General features: G+C 65.9%; 13 protein-coding genes. 4 read left to right on the top strand and 9 right to left on the bottom strand.

Annotation, left to right across the window (positions count from 1 at the left end):
- Positions 1-49: 49 nt before the first annotated feature.
- Both ACTIFK_RS11320 and panB read right to left on the bottom strand, forming a co-directional pair.
- Positions 50-871, bottom strand: a complete 822-nt coding sequence (locus ACTIFK_RS11320; RefSeq protein WP_439543176.1) for a tetratricopeptide repeat protein — start codon at positions 869-871, stop codon at positions 50-52.
- Positions 872-1065: 194 nt separating this feature from the next.
- The gene (gene panB, locus ACTIFK_RS11315) at positions 1066-1941 is read right to left on the bottom strand and encodes a 3-methyl-2-oxobutanoate hydroxymethyltransferase (protein ID WP_439543175.1); all 876 of its coding nucleotides are present in this window, start codon (positions 1939-1941) and stop codon (positions 1066-1068) included.
- Positions 1942-2216: 275 nt separating this feature from the next.
- Between panB and ACTIFK_RS11310 the strand changes: the two genes are divergently transcribed.
- Positions 2217-4040 carry a L,D-transpeptidase family protein gene (locus tag ACTIFK_RS11310; RefSeq protein ID WP_439543174.1) on the top strand — a complete coding sequence of 608 codons (1824 nt, stop codon included), beginning with the start codon at positions 2217-2219 and terminating at the stop codon, positions 4038-4040.
- A 222-nt stretch (positions 4041-4262) separates the two neighbouring features.
- Here ACTIFK_RS11310 and ACTIFK_RS11305 read toward each other — a convergent pair whose 3' ends face one another.
- Together ACTIFK_RS11305 and ACTIFK_RS11300 are read right to left on the bottom strand one after the other, a co-directional pair.
- On the bottom strand, positions 4263-4703 hold the full coding sequence (locus tag ACTIFK_RS11305; RefSeq protein WP_439543173.1) for an MOSC domain-containing protein: 441 nt from the start codon (positions 4701-4703) through the stop codon (positions 4263-4265).
- Between the two features lie 77 nt (positions 4704-4780).
- Positions 4781-5374: an NnrU family protein gene (locus ACTIFK_RS11300; protein ID WP_439543172.1), complete on the bottom strand. Its 594-nt coding sequence runs from the start codon at positions 5372-5374 to the stop codon at positions 4781-4783.
- A gap of 202 nt (positions 5375-5576) precedes the next feature.
- On the opposite strand from ACTIFK_RS11300, the gene ACTIFK_RS11295 reads away from it, so the two are divergent.
- Complete coding sequence (locus ACTIFK_RS11295) at positions 5577-6164, top strand: hypothetical protein (RefSeq protein ID WP_439543171.1); 588 nt, start codon at positions 5577-5579, stop codon at positions 6162-6164.
- Positions 6165-6185: 21 nt separating this feature from the next.
- Here the strand turns inward: ACTIFK_RS11295 and ACTIFK_RS11290 are convergent, their stop codons facing one another.
- Both ACTIFK_RS11290 and moaA read right to left on the bottom strand, forming a co-directional pair.
- The gene (locus ACTIFK_RS11290) at positions 6186-6962 is read right to left on the bottom strand and encodes a hypothetical protein (protein WP_439543170.1); all 777 of its coding nucleotides are present in this window, start codon (positions 6960-6962) and stop codon (positions 6186-6188) included.
- Between the two features lie 30 nt (positions 6963-6992).
- On the bottom strand, positions 6993-8036 hold the full coding sequence (gene moaA, locus ACTIFK_RS11285) for a GTP 3',8-cyclase MoaA (protein WP_439543169.1): 1044 nt from the start codon (positions 8034-8036) through the stop codon (positions 6993-6995).
- A gap of 210 nt (positions 8037-8246) precedes the next feature.
- Here moaA and ACTIFK_RS11280 point away from each other — a divergent pair, with 210 nt between their 5' ends.
- A complete protein-coding gene (locus ACTIFK_RS11280) occupies positions 8247-9944 on the top strand; it encodes an OFA family MFS transporter (RefSeq protein ID WP_439543168.1) in 1698 nt (565 codons plus the stop codon).
- A 262-nt stretch (positions 9945-10206) separates the two neighbouring features.
- On the opposite strand, the gene ACTIFK_RS11275 is transcribed toward ACTIFK_RS11280, so the two are convergent.
- Genes ACTIFK_RS11275 through ACTIFK_RS11265 form a run of 3 tightly spaced genes read right to left on the bottom strand, consistent with a single transcriptional unit; the run spans position 10207 to position 12592 of the window.
- The gene (locus ACTIFK_RS11275; RefSeq protein ID WP_439543167.1) at positions 10207-10938 is read right to left on the bottom strand and encodes a hypothetical protein; all 732 of its coding nucleotides are present in this window, start codon (positions 10936-10938) and stop codon (positions 10207-10209) included.
- A complete protein-coding gene (gene mobA, locus ACTIFK_RS11270; RefSeq protein ID WP_439543166.1) occupies positions 10935-12278 on the bottom strand; it encodes a molybdenum cofactor guanylyltransferase MobA in 1344 nt (447 codons plus the stop codon). The genes ACTIFK_RS11275 and mobA overlap by 4 nt, the downstream gene beginning before the upstream one ends.
- On the bottom strand, positions 12275-12592 hold the full coding sequence (locus ACTIFK_RS11265; protein WP_439543165.1) for a hypothetical protein: 318 nt from the start codon (positions 12590-12592) through the stop codon (positions 12275-12277). The genes mobA and ACTIFK_RS11265 overlap by 4 nt, the downstream gene beginning before the upstream one ends.
- Positions 12593-12754: 162 nt before the next feature.
- Here ACTIFK_RS11265 and ACTIFK_RS11260 point away from each other — a divergent pair, with 162 nt between their 5' ends.
- Positions 12755-13867, top strand: a complete 1113-nt coding sequence (locus ACTIFK_RS11260) for a TRAP transporter substrate-binding protein (protein WP_439543332.1) — start codon at positions 12755-12757, stop codon at positions 13865-13867.
- Positions 13868-13870 lie beyond the last annotated feature (3 nt).

The raw sequence follows: 13870 nt of genomic DNA, 5'->3' as shown, positions 1-13870 counted from the left end.
TAAACAAAGAACTAGAGGCGTTCCGCGATCCACTTGAGCCGGAACGACTCTACGGAGTCGATGCGGGTTTCTCCGTCTTCTTCTCTGCAGCCGGCGTCTCAGGCTTGGCCGGGGTCGCAGCAGGCGCCGAAGTTGGCTCGGCCGCCTTCGGTTCGGCGGGTGACGCGGCGGGCGCGGTCTGCGCAGCCGGTGCCGGAGCGGCCTTGGAAAGCTCCGAAGTGGCGATCCTGCCCATCAGGCGATCGATGCGTTCCCTCGCGGACTGCGTCAGCCCGGGTTCGGCGAGCAGCGGCGCGAGAATGGTGCGCGCCTCGTCGAGCTTGCCGGCCTTCAACGCCGCGGTGCCGAGCAGTTCGCTTGCGATGTAGCGCCACGAGCTGTCTTCACCCGTCAAAGGCTTGAGCCGATTCTCCATCTCGGTAAAGTCGGCCTCGCCGAGACGCAGCGATGCGGCTTGGATACGCGCGAAATCGGCGAGCAGCGGGTCGGTCGAGGTATCGGCCACGACCTTATCGAAAGCCGCGAGGGCTTCGGGGCGCTTGTCTGTTTTCAGGAGCGAGCCGGCGTGCGCCAGGGCCGAGAGCGTGGCATAGCCTTTGGGTCCGCTGGCCGCGAGGCCGTCGAACGCCTTCCCGGCGTCCTCGATCTTGCCTGACTTGGCGAGATCGACAGCCTGCTCGTACTCGGCGCCCGCCTGGTTGGCCTGCACGACGCGCTGGCTTTCCCAAAGCTTTGCGCCCGCAATGATCGCGATGATCGCGACGGCCGTGCCGGCGATATAATATCCGTAGCGTTCCCAGAACTTTGCGAACTGTTCGCGGCGGAGCTCCTCTTTGACTTCGCGGAACAGCGCGTCGTTATTGTCGACCATAAAAGCCCCGTAACACCCATTGTGATTGACGCTTGCCCAAGCCGTGAAAGACCAGCCGTAACGACGGCTGGGGGCTCTCGCAACCCGACCGGGCCACCGGCCCGCTGAGATGCGCTAGATAGCGCGCTAACCCCGCTGAGAGCAAATGATGTGAGACCGGTTCCCGCCGGTTCTCAACCGCCGCCGCAAAATGCTCAGCTTTTCCGGCTTTTTCGTGACTGCGCGGACCCCTGAGGGGGATCCGCCTCTGCGCCGTCCTTCATGGTGTAAACATGCTCTTCGCCCGGGAAGCGGCGGCCGCGGACATCCTCCGCGTAGGCCTGGATGGCCTCTTCGATGGCAATCGCTACCGCCCCGAATTTCTTGACGAATTTCGGCACCCGCGGCGACAGCCCGAGCATGTCTTCCATGACCAGGATCTGCCCGTCGCAGGCCGATGACGCGCCGATGCCGATGGTCGGGATCGGGATCGCGTCCGTGATCCGGACCGCGAGCGGCTCAGCCATCGCCTCGAGTACGACGGCGAACGCACCGGCCTCGGCCACCGCGCGGGCGTCGTTCTCGATCGCCGCCCATTGATCACGAGTCCGGCCCTGCGTCTTGAACCCACCGAAAACATTGATGGATTGGGGCGTGAGGCCGACGTGCGCCATCACCGGGATGCCGCGATCGACCAGATAGCGCGTCGTCTCCGCCATGCGCTGGCCGCCCTCGAGCTTGACGGCGCCGCAGTCCGTTTCCTTCATCACCCGCGCCGCGTTCCGGAAGGCGACCGAAGGGCTCTCCTCATAGGAGCCGAACGGCATGTCGACCACGATCAGCGCCTTCTTCGCGCCCCGCACCACGGCGCGCCCGTGCACGATCATCATGTCGAGCGTCACCGGCACGGTCGTCTCGTAGCCGTGCATGACCATGCCCAGGCTGTCGCCGACGAGCAGGAAATCGCAATACTTGTCGGCAATCGCCGCCGTGTGGGCGTGGTAGGACGTGAGCGAGATGATCGGCTTCACCCGCTTCATGGCGGTGATGTCGGGAGCCATCAAGCGGCGGCTCAGCGGATGGAGGGACATGGTCCTGCTGACGTCTCCAAGAGAACTCTGGGACGCGGACCCTACCCCCCGCCGCCCGGCGGCGCCAGTCGTGCGTTCGTGCAACGTCAACGGCCACTTCGTTGACATTGCAGCCACACTGAGCATCCCGAATTCACACCGGTAATCTCCCGAATTGCGCAGTGGGAAAATGATCTGGTAACCTTGAGGCCTTATAAATAACTTTCAAGAACGCCTCATTAATCCTTGTTTCACTTCGATTTTTGCCGAAATCAACTGACAGGGATGGTTGTACCGTGCCCCTCATCGCAAAACCTCAGAGCGCAAACGGCTACGTTCCCGCAGCGGCACGCGCCCTCACCCTGGCTGCGCTGGCAGCCGTGCTCGTCGCCGGTCCGGGCTTGGCCCCGCCGCACGCGGCGGCCCAAGGCCTGTTCGGCACCTGGGACGACGCGGCGCCACCGGCCAAGCCGCCGCGCAAAGCGAAGCGCCGCGTGGATCCGGCCGCCAGCGAAGACGACGAGGTCAAGCCATCCGGCAAGAAGAAGGGCGCCGAGACAGCCGCCGGGCGTGCGGCCTCGGGTCCGCTCGTGATCAACGTGTCCCTCTCGCGCCAGCGCCTCGTCGTCTATGACGCGAACGGCCCCATCGCGGAATCGCCGGTCTCGTCCGGCCGCGTCGGATACGGCACGCCGGCCGGCGTCTATTCGATCGTTCAGAAAAAGCGCCAGCACTATTCCAACCTCTATGCCGGCGCCTCGATGCCGAACATGCAGCGCATCACATGGTCAGGCGTGGCCCTGCACGCTGGCGCGCTCCCCGGTTATCCCGCCTCGCACGGCTGCATCCGTCTCCCGCATGGCTTCTCCGGCAAGCTGTTCGGTCTGACGAGCATGGGCACGCGCGTGATCGTCAGCCGCGATCCGGTGACGCCCGTTCCGATTGCCCACGATCGCCTGTTTGCCGCCTTCCCGCCGGAGCCAGTCGCCACCGCGACGGCTAACGTGAAGGTCGCCGATGCATCGGGCGCCACCGGCGGTTCGCCCGTTTCGCAGGTGCTCGGCGTCTCCGCCGCTGTCGCATCCGAAACCCCCGAGGCCGCGAGCCCGAGATCGGCCTACCGGGAACGCCGCCGCCTGGAGATGGAAGCGCTGAACGGCGAGATCCGTCAGGCCGGATATGACCGGGCGGAGAAAACCTACAACCTCGCTCAAACCCAGAAGGCGGCCGCCGCGGCACGTCCGATGCTCGCCGCCGCACGGGCCGACGCCGACAAGGCCCAGGCTGAGATGACCGAATTGGAGCAGGCCAAGGCCCGCGCCGATCGCGAAATCGCCGATCTCGAAAAGCCGGACGCGCCGCCCGTCGATCGCGAGGAGCGCAAGTCCAAGAAGACGGCAAACAAGACCGCCAAGAAATCGATCGCGAAAAAAACGATGGACCCGGCCGCGCGCGAGGCGCGCATCGCCGAACTCAAGGATGAGTTGAAGGAATACCCGGCACTCGCCGAAGCGGCCCGCATCGCGTGGGCGTCGGCGGACGCCGTACTCAAGGCCGCGCAGGCCGCCGCCGCCGAAGCCGACGCCAAGCGCACCGCCGCCATGAACGAACTCGCGGAGGCCAACAACCGCCTGCAACGGGGATTGTCGAAGGAACTGGCCGCCAAGCGCATGGAGCAGAAGCGCAACCTTCCTGTCTCGGTGCTCGTCAGCCGCTCCAAGAAGCGTCTCTACGTCCGCCAGGGCTACGAGGACATGTTCGACGTCGAGGTCGCCTTCGACAACCCCGACGAGCCGATCGGCACGCACGTCTTCACGGCGTTGGCCTACAATGCGGAGCGGACGGGCATGCAGTGGAGCGTCGCGTCCATCGCCTACGACAAGGCGCGGGACGTCAAGAAATCGAAGAAGGACAAGACCGCGAAAATCAAGGAGCAGCCCGCGCCGGTATCCACTTCGCATCAAACCGCAGCCGCCGCCCTCGATCGCGTCACGATTCCCGAAGACGTGCGCGAGCAGATTGCGGACGTGATGAAGCCGGGCTCGTCGCTGATCATTTCCGACACCGGCATCGGCAACGAGACCGGCGAATACACCGACTTCATCGTCCCGCTGCGCTAGCGCCATTTCCGATCAGACGGACCCGCCAGTGTTTATGCCCTCCCCTTGACGGGGAGGGTCGCGCGAATGCGCGGGGTGGGGTGAAGCCAGAGAACAAACGTGAGTATTGTAACTCCCCCCGCCCCTAGCCCTCCCCGCGTCCATGCGGAGCATGGCTTCGCCATGACGGGGAGGGGGAAGTGCTTGCGATTCCGTATGATCGGATTTTGCTCTAGCGCAACGTCACGGCAAGCGCGGGACGATCTCCGGCGGCGACACGAGCACGTCGACTGCATCGCCGAGCGTCACCTCCCCGCCTTCGAGCACAGCGCACGTCACGCCGCCGCGCCACTCCGGATGCAGCGCCTTCAGCAGGCCGCCGAACGCCTCGTCCATCCGCCGGCACGGCTGCGTCGGGTACGTCACCTCGAGCGTCACCGGTCCGACCCGCAGGACGCCGCCGCGCGCCCGTGGCAGACGCACGCCCTCGACGAGCAGGTTCGCCCGCCGCGTCGTCCACGGCAGATCGACCGGCCCGCCGTCGTCGGCATTGAGGTCTCCCAGAGCCGCGCGCCAGTCCTCGATCGCCATCACCGTGATCCGGCGCTTCGGAAACTTCGGCCCCTTGTGATCGCCGTCGAGCCCACCCGAAAGGGAGATGGTACCCGTCCCGATCTCCTCCATCGGTGCGCGCACCGCCGGCCGGCGCGCGATCCCGATCAACCGCCCCCCGATCAACCGCCCCGATGTGGGGGCAGCCGTCACGGCGCGAAGCTGACGCTCGTCAGCGGCACGCCGATCAGCGCGCCATGGCCGCCGAACATCAGGAAGGCGTAGAGCGCGAGCCCGGCCACGACGACCAGCACGTCATTGAGCGGGCTTGCCGGTGCCGGCGGGATCGTCACGCCCGGCCGCCGTTTCACGGAAATCCGGTCGTAGACGGCGAAGGCGAGGAATCCTCCGAACAGCAGCAGCGACCCGAGATCGCCATTCACCAGCAGATGCGCCAACGCCCACAACTTGATGGCCGCCAGCATCGGATGCTTGACCGCCGTGCGGATGCGCGACGGCACGAACGCGGCGACGATAAAGATCATCGCTGGGATCATCAGAAGGAACGCGATGTGGCGCGTCCACGATGGCGGATCGAACAGCACCGGGTTCTTGCCCGGCATTAGCTGCAGCTTGTGGTAGCCCATCACGATGAGCGCGAACCCGATCAGCGAAACCACCGAGAACGCGATTCTGTAGGCCCCGGCGCCGAACCGCTCGACCAATCCGTCGCGCAGGCTGGGCGACGTCGGAACGAGGTGAATGGCGAAGAAAAGCAACAGGCCGAGCGTCAACAAAAGCATCGTGATCATCCCCCGAAGTGAGTTGCCGGCGCGGCGAGGCAAGCGAATCGAAAATTTCGCAGTGCACCAACATTGCTCGATGCGAAGCTTTTTAGCATAATCGCGCGCAGGCGGAACGCGTCCCGATTGACGCCGTTGTGGCAACGAGGTTGTGGCAACGAGCGGGAGTCTGCATACGCGCCGCACAGGCGGAGATTGGTCCATGGCAGGAGCGGGCAACAAGTCCCTCAAAGCCGCGCTTTTCGAAGCAGGGCTCGGCGAGCGCCCGCCTGAAGCGCCGCGCACGGCCGCGCCGGCGGCCACCCATGGAGCCGCGCCGGCGGCCGCCCGTGGAGCCGCGACTGCGACCACCCATTGGCCCGCCGCCAGGACGCGCCGCGCCCCAGCGCCGGAGGCGTCGGGATACGACGCGCCGGAGGCGTCCGGATACGACCCGTCGGAGGCGTCCGGATACGACGCGCCGGATGCGCCGAAACCTGCAACGGACTCGCCGTTAGTGCCCCCGGTGTTCAGCTCGGCCGTCACGAGCCCAACCCTCGAGATGTTCAAGGAGCTCAACCGGAAACCCGCGCGGGGCGAGCCTCCGGCGCAGGGCGTCGTATCTCCGCCGCCGTGGATGCGCGCGGCCCGTCGCGGACGCCGTCGTGCCCGCATGATGAATACGTTCGGCTGGGCCATGACGCTGGTGGTCGCCGGCGCCATCATCGGCGTCACGGGGCGCTATCTAGCCGTCGCCCCCGGTGTCCTCGGAGTGCCGAGTGCCCTCGAAGCCATGCAGGCACGCCCCTAGCGAGCCAAGGTCCTCGATCACTTAGGGCCGCGCAGGAGCCGGCGGCGTCGCGGCAGGCGCGGCCGACGCGTCGGTTGGAACCGGCTGCATCGCCGGTGGCGCCGCCGACACCTCGGGCGACGTGGGCGTGGACGCGGGAGCGGGCGCCGGAGCGACCGGTTTTGGCACCGCCAGGCAGGCGTCGCGAATATGCGTTTCCGCCAACGCCTTGGTCCGATCGAACTCCCCCGTGAACGGGATGAACGTCAGCCGCGTGAGCTTGTAGAGCTCGTTCGTGAATGTCGCCCCGCAATCGAGCACGAACTGATGCAGATCCGCCATGCGGCAGCTCTCGAGGACGGCCTTGGCGTCGCCGTCGGCCACCCGAGCGTCGTAGGCCTTCGTCACGCAGCGATCGACATCCGCCATCGCCGCGATCAGGTGATCCTCGAACAGCGGCTCCAACGCCGAGAACTTGAGATCGCCCGCCGCCTCGCGAATGGCGAACAGATTGAGCATCACGTTCTTGTTCCACTCGACGTACGCCTCGTCATACGCCTGCTTGCGATGGCGCACTTCCTCGACGTCGGCATTGCGGCGGATGGCGGACGCGACCATCCCCGCCCGCGTGCGGCGCTCGTAGACGAGATTGGCGATGGTCTCGATGGCGTGCCGGCGCGCCTGATAGGCGGAGTAGGTTTGCGCCAGCCATGCGCCGACGCTGGCGGTGATGATGCCGTTCAGGATTGCGGACGCGAGCGCGAATGTGATGAGTTGGCGTCGCGAGAGGCGGGCATGACGCAGCAGTGCTCTCGACATGCCCTTCGCCCCCCTGATGCCGACGCGGAGCTAGCCCCCCGTCATGCTCATATGTCGTCCAACGGCGGGCTTTTGAGCGCGCCGGTCGATCACGAAATCATGCCCCTTCGGCTTGCGCAGGATGGCCTCGTCAATGGCTTCGAACAAGAGGCCGTTGTCGGGGCTGGCACGCAGCGGCGCACGCAGGTCGGCAGCGTCCTCCTGCCCAAGGCACATGAACAGTGTACCCGTGCAGGTGACGCGCACGCGGTTGCAGCTCTCGCAGAAGTTATGGGTCAGCGGCGTGATGAAGCCCAGCCGGCCACCGGTCTCGCGCACCGTCACGTAGCGGGCCGGCCCACCGGTGCGGAACGGAATGTCTTCGAGCGTCCATTTGTCGAGCAGGCGCGCCCGGACGACGGACAGCGGCAGATACTGGTCGGTCCGGTCGCCCTCGATATCGCCGAGCGGCATTGTCTCGATCAGCGTCAGGTCGTGCCCTTCGCCGTGCGCGAACCGGATCAGGTCGTCGATCTCGTGCTCGTTGACGTCCTTGAGCGCGACCGCGTTGATCTTGATCGCGAGCCCTTCGCGCTGCGCGGCCTTGATGCCGTCGAGCACGTTGCCGAGATCGCCCCAGCGCGTGATGGCCTTGAACTTCACCGGATCGAGCGTATCGACCGAGACGTTGATGCGCCGCACCCCCGCCGCCCGCAGGTCACCCGCGAACTTGGCGAGTTGGCTGCCGTTGGTCGTCAGCGTCACCTCTTCCAGGCGTCCGGTTTCGAGGTGGCGCGACAGGGACTTGAAGAGCGACAGGATGTTCTTGCGCACGAGCGGCTCGCCGCCCGTGATGCGAAGCTTCCGCACACCCTTCGAAATGAAAGCCGAGCACAGCCGGTCCAACTCCTCGAGCGTCAGCAGGTCCTTCTTCGGCAGGAAGGACATGTGCTCGCTCATGCAGTAGACGCAGCGAAAATCGCAGCGATCCGTCACGGAAACGCGCAAATAGCTGACGTGCCGGCCGAACGGGTCGATCAGCTCCGAGGGCGACGCCGATTTGTCTGACGTCTGAGGTGGCGGCGAAAACGTCATGAATGATCCTTATGACCCGCGGCCGCGCCATCCGATCCCGGATTCACGCGGCTGTACCGGCCCCGGCGCAGTCTGCCCCCTATAGAGTAGCGGCGTTGGCGGCGACTTCAACCCCGCCGGGGGCTTGTTCGTACTCCTACAGCACGGTACTGCTAGGCCAAAATTGCCCGGCAATCTGGGCGAACATCGACTTCGGGGGACAGAAACGCAATGGCAAATACCAACGTGGCGGCGGGGCTGCGCGCACCCGGCCTGCTCGATCGCGAGACGATTGTCGCCAAAGCCGGCTTCAATCGCTGGCTCGTTCCCCCGGCGGCCCTCTGCATCCATCTCTGCATCGGCATGGCCTACGGCTTTTCCGTTTTCTGGAAGCCGCTGCAGGGCGCGCTGCTCGGAACGGACGGCAAGCCGCTCGCGGAGTGTTCTGCCGGCGCTGTGACCTTCGGCGAGAAGGCGGCCGGCACGCTGACAGCGCTCACCGCCACCGATTGCAACTGGAGCCAGTTCGACCTCGGCTGGATGTACACATTCTTCTTCGTGCTGCTCGGCGTTTCTGCAGCGATCTGGGGCGGCTGGCTCGAGCGCGCGGGACCCCGCAAAGCAGGCCTCGTCTCCACGCTCTGCTGGTGCGGCGGCCTCCTGATCTCCGCGTTCGGCGTCTACTCCCATCAGCTCTGGTTGATGTGGCTCGGCTCGGGTGTCATCGGCGGCATCGGTCTTGGCCTCGGCTACATCTCGCCGGTCTCGACCTTGATCAAGTGGTTTCCCGACCGGCGCGGCATGGCCACCGGCATGGCCATCATGGGCTTCGGCGGCGGCGCCATGATCGGCTCGCCGCTCGCGACCTTTCTCATGGACAAGGTGTTCAAGACCGCAACTGAGCCCGGCGTCTGGCAGACATTCGTCGCCATGGCCGCCATCTACGTCGTGTTCATGACCATCGGCTCATTCGGCTACCGCATCCCGCCTCCGGGCTGGAAGCCCGAAGGCTGGACTCCGCCGCCAAGCGCGAAGTCGATGATCACCTCCAACCACGTTCATCTCAAAGATGCGCACAAGACCTCCGCATTCTGGCTGATCTGGCTTGCGCTCTGCATGAACGTCTCGGCAGGCATCGGCATCATCGGCGCAGCCTCGCCCATGCTTCAGGAAACGTTCGGCGGCGCGCTCGCGGGCCAGGCCGGCGTCGGCTATCTCGACATGAAGAAAGATGTAGCACTCGCCGCGGCGGCCGCAGCCGTGGGCGCCGGCTTCGTCGGCCTCATTTCTCTCTTCAACATCTTCGGCCGCATCGCCTGGGCGTCTGCTTCCGACAAGCTTGGCCGGAAACTCACGTATTTCATCTTCTTCACGCTGGGCGCGGCCCTCTACGTGCTGGCCGCGTTCTCGGCGGATTGGAAGATCTTAGCGCTCTTCGTCGCCTGCTTCTGCCTCATCGCATCGATGTACGGCGGCGGTTTCTCGACGGTTCCCGCCTACCTCGCCGACATCTTCGGCACGCAGTTCGTGGGCGCGATCCATGGCCGGCTTCTCACGGCCTGGTCCACGGCGGGCATCGTCGGCCCGGTGGTCGTGAACTACCTCCACGACACCCGCTATGCCGAGGGCATCGCGCCGGATCAGCTCTACGGCCAGATTTTCTACATTCTGGCCGGCATGCTCGTGATTGGCTTCATCGCCAACCTTCTGATCCGTCCCGTCGATCCGAAATGGCACATGAGCGAGGCCGAGGTTGCCGCCGAGCAAGCCAAATTGACCTCCGCGACCGCCAGCGCCACGACCGGATCGTTCGGAATTGGCAAGGGCGGCCTGGATGCCAAGGCCGTTCTCTTCTGGTCGCTGGTTGGCGTGCCGCTTGCGTGGGGCGTCTGGCAGACCGCCGTTAAGGCGCTCGTGCTGTTCCAATAACGTCCGGGGAGCGTTCCTCTCCCCGCGGAGAGGGACGCTCATGCGGACGTCGATCATGTTTCTGGGCTGCGCGCTCGCGATCTCCGTCGCGGCGAGCCTGCCCGCGGGACCACCCGGCCCCTCGGCCATCTCCTCCGAAGCCGCTTGGCGGGCATCCGATCCATCTCAGCTCCGCCGCGCGCGCCTCGTCCGCATCGACGACACACCGCGCCGGCAACAGGCGCATGCGTCCCGGCCGGCCCACGAGAACATCGGCCCGTGGCTACTTCTGTTGACCGGCATCGGGACCGCGCTTGTGATCGCAGGATGCGGCATCCGCGCCGGGCTGCCGGGCCAAACTCTCCCACTGACCCAGGCGTTTGCGAAATTCACGTCCGCGTTGCGCGCCGTCTCCCCCGCCTAGCTCGCCGCGCCCGCAGCCGAGAACTCTCGCGACGGCCTCGGCAGCCGGGGAGCCAGACGCTCCTCGCGGCACGAGAACAAAATTGTCGACGCCTTTCGCTCCCGGCGGCAGTTCAGTTCGCGCCAACGAGACGACGAAAACGTGATCCGTGAAATTCTTCGCCGCGGCCACCAGCACACCGAGAGCGGCCTGCTCGTCATCCCCCACATCCGCGGTGACGATCCGCGCGGGCGTGCTTGCTGCGAACGCGATGCCCTGGATCACTGTCACCGGCTGGCGGAGATCCACGCGCGTGGCTATCACGCGCACGCCGCCGAGCGCCGCGGCCGCACGCACGGCGTCCGCCCCCTTTCCATCCGCGCGAAACGGAAGCGCATCCTGATCGACGCTGTCCCAGGCGATCGCCACACCTTCCCCGTCGCGGGCCAAGACATCGGCCACATCCCGCAGCCGGTAGTCGAACCCGTCCGCCAGCACGGCCACCGCGACTCCCCCCGGATCGCGCCCCGGCTTCAAGGGAGGATCGCCGGCCATGGCGTTTCCGCTGCAAAAGAAAAACGCCATGCCCCACGCGACAGCTCGGCCGGTCATCGCGCAACCTCGGAAAACCCGCCCTTCGCGAGCAACGCCGCGGCGATACCTGCGACGTCGTCGAGCGAGAACGCCTCCACGCCGACGCTGGTCGAGCTATCCGATGCAACGGCGAACACGAGCGGATCGCGATCTGCGAGGGGCGCGCCCTCGCCCTGCCCCGCGCGGCGCACTTCGATCTTCGGAATCGCGGCCTGCTTGTAGCCCTCGACAATAACGATGTCGGCTGGCGCAAGCGCGGCGACGATGGCGGCAAGCGGCGGCTCTTCCTCGTCGCGGATCGTCCCGTTCAACACCCAGCGCCGTGGCGAGACCAATGCCACCTCATGCGCGCCCGCGGCCCGATGACGGTCGCTGTCGGTGCCCGCTTCATCGGGAGAAATATCGTGATGCGTGTGCTTGACGGTCGAAACGCGGAAGCCGCGTTCGACCAGATACGCGACCAGCCGCGCGACGAGCGTCGTCTTGCCGGAATTCTTCCATCCGGCGACACCCACCACGAAGGGTCGTTGTCGCTCCCTGGTTGCGCCCCTGATTTGTAGCTCGCGGGATTCCCCTCCCCCTTGTGGGGAGGGGTTAGGGGTGGGGGGAACCCCAACGGAAATGCTGAGGGTTCCCCCCCTCCTAACCTCCCCCACGAGGGGGAAGGAACTTCGTTGCGAACCAGAACCCTCCGCCGCGAGCATCTGCTCCGCCTCGGCCAGCACGGCCTCCGCAAAACCTAGATCGTCCGGCGTATTGATGTTGAAGAACGGATCGATGTCCCGCCGGCCAACGGCCGCATCCGGAAATGTCACCGAAACGGCGCCGAGGCGGTCGACCATCGTCTCGGCCTTGCGTTCGCCGCGCGCCAGGGCTCCGGCAATCTCGTCCGCGGCGTCGATCCGCCAGAGCCCGATGACGTGATGGCGCTGCCCGCGCGAACAGGCCACCGCAACGCGCGCCTTCGGCTCGGCATCGAGTGCCTCGCGCAGCCGCAAAACGAGATCGCGAGGAATGAAGGGGGCATCCGTCGAAACGCTCGCGATCATGCGGATACCCGGATCGGCTTTGGCAAAGAAATGCAGCGCCGCGAGCACGCCCGAGAGCGGCCCCTGATAGGCCTCCGTCTCGTCGGCCACGACGGGAAGCCCCAGCGCCGCAAAACGCGCCGGGTCTCCGTTCGCGCTCAGCACGAGAGGGCCGACCTGCGGCCGCAACCGCTCGATGGCGTGCGCGATGAGGGGACGCCCGCCCAGCGCCCGCAGCGCCTTGTCGCCGCCGCCCATGCGCACGCTCCGCCCTCCGGCGAGCAGCACACCGGCGATCTCGCCGGCCGTGGGACGTGCCGTAGACGTCACTCCTGAGCCAGCCGCTCGCACGCCGCTTTGCTCTTGCTGAAGATGAACACGCGGCCGATGTCGCCCTCGCAGTTGACCATGACGGTCTCGAGGTCGAGAAACGGCGTTTCGGCCATCAGTTTGCATTCCGGATATTGCTTCATGAGCACGTCCGGCGTGAGCGTCATGCCGTCGGCCTCGATCGGCAGCGAGCACTCCCGGCCTTTTTCCGTCTGCTGAAGCATCCACCAGTCGGCAGCGCCCGCCTGAGGCGCCAGCAGGACAAAAAACGCCACGGCAAGAACGGCCGGGCCTACGGTTCGGCGTTGACGCATGGGGGAGCACCCTTCGAGATCGCGCATCGAGATACTCAGCCTACTTCAAGGACAACGGAGCGCAACAGGTTCTCGATTGACGAACCGGTACGCGGGCTGATTTCGCGGCGCGACTTGTCTATAGTCCCGCCGGAAATGGGCACGGGGACCAAGATGACGAAAGTGAATCGCCGCAAATTCCTGAAGGTTGCGGGCGCGGGCGGCGCAGCGGCCGGCCTCGCCGCATGCGATGCGCCCAAGGCCCCGGCCGTCCACGAGAGCATGCCGAATTTGAACTGGCGCCTCACGTCGAGTTTCCCGAAATCGCTGGATACGATCCAGGGCGCAGCCGAAGTGTTCGCCAAAGTCGTCGGCGAAATGACGGACGGCCGGTTCACCATCCAGGTCTTCGCCGCCGGCGAGATCGTGGGCGGCCTGCAAGCCATGGACGCCGTCTCGGACGGCACCGTCGAAATGGCCCATACCGCGTCCTACTACTACTGGGGCAAGGACCCCACCTTCGCCCTCGCCACCTGCGTTCCGTTCGCCCTCAACTGCCGCATGCAGAACGCCTGGATGTACCAAGGCGGCGGCATCGATCTCATGAACGAGTTCTACCGGCGCTACAACATCTACGGCCTGCCGAGTGGCAATACGGGTGCGCAGATGGGCGGCTGGTACCGGAAAGAAATCAACACTGCCGACGACTGGAAGGGCCTCAAGATCCGCATCGGCGGCTTCGGCGGCGCGATCATGTCCCGGCTCGGCGCGGTGCCCCAGCAGATCGCCGGCGGCGAGATCTATCAGGCCCTCGAAAAGGGCACCATCGACGCGGCCGAGTGGGTCGGCCCCTACGACGATGAGAAGCTCGGCTTCTATCGCGTCGCCCCGTTCTACTACTACCCCGGCTGGTGGGAGGGGCAGGCCATGCTGCACTTCTTCTTCAACCTGGAGAAATGGGAAAGCCTGCCGAAGACGTATCAGGCCATTCTGCGCAGCGCCGCCCAGACCGCCAACACCATCATGATGGCGCGCTACGACATGCAGAACCCCGCCGCCCTGCGCCGCCTCGTCAAGGCGGGCGCGATCCTGAAGCCCTTCTCCGAGACCGTTTTAGACGCCTGCTTCAAGGCCTCGAACGATATCTACGCGGAGCTTTCGGCCAAGAATGCCGGCTTCAAGAAAATCTACGATTCGATGACGGCCGTTCGTGCCGAGCAGTTCCTGTGGTTCCAGCTCTCGGAGCACACGATGGACACCTACATGATGATCCAGCAGCGCAAGAACGCGTTGTAGGCG

The organism is Hyphomicrobium sp. (assembly GCF_051860585.1).
Taxonomy (GTDB): domain Bacteria; phylum Pseudomonadota; class Alphaproteobacteria; order Rhizobiales; family Hyphomicrobiaceae; genus Hyphomicrobium_C.
Note: the sequence above shows the minus strand (reverse complement) of the source record. Positions and strands in the feature narration are given on the sequence as shown.

Coding starts and splice junctions, on each gene's coding strand:
- ACTIFK_RS11320 (WP_439543176.1), bottom strand. CDS start 871: ATGGTCGACAATAACGACGCGCTGTTCCGCGAAGTCAAAGAGGAGCTC.
- panB (WP_439543175.1), bottom strand. CDS start 1,941: ATGTCCCTCCATCCGCTGAGCCGCCGCTTGATGGCTCCCGACATCACC.
- ACTIFK_RS11305 (WP_439543173.1), bottom strand. CDS start 4,703: ATGGAGGAGATCGGGACGGGTACCATCTCCCTTTCGGGTGGGCTCGAC.
- ACTIFK_RS11300 (WP_439543172.1), bottom strand. CDS start 5,374: ATGCTTTTGTTGACGCTCGGCCTGTTGCTTTTCTTCGCCATTCACCTC.
- ACTIFK_RS11295 (WP_439543171.1), top strand. CDS start 5,577: ATGGCAGGAGCGGGCAACAAGTCCCTCAAAGCCGCGCTTTTCGAAGCA.
- ACTIFK_RS11290 (WP_439543170.1), bottom strand. CDS start 6,962: ATGTCGAGAGCACTGCTGCGTCATGCCCGCCTCTCGCGACGCCAACTC.
- moaA (WP_439543169.1), bottom strand. CDS start 8,036: ATGACGTTTTCGCCGCCACCTCAGACGTCAGACAAATCGGCGTCGCCC.
- ACTIFK_RS11280 (WP_439543168.1), top strand. CDS start 8,247: ATGGCAAATACCAACGTGGCGGCGGGGCTGCGCGCACCCGGCCTGCTC.
- ACTIFK_RS11275 (WP_439543167.1), bottom strand. CDS start 10,938: ATGACCGGCCGAGCTGTCGCGTGGGGCATGGCGTTTTTCTTTTGCAGC.
- ACTIFK_RS11265 (WP_439543165.1), bottom strand. CDS start 12,592: ATGCGTCAACGCCGAACCGTAGGCCCGGCCGTTCTTGCCGTGGCGTTT.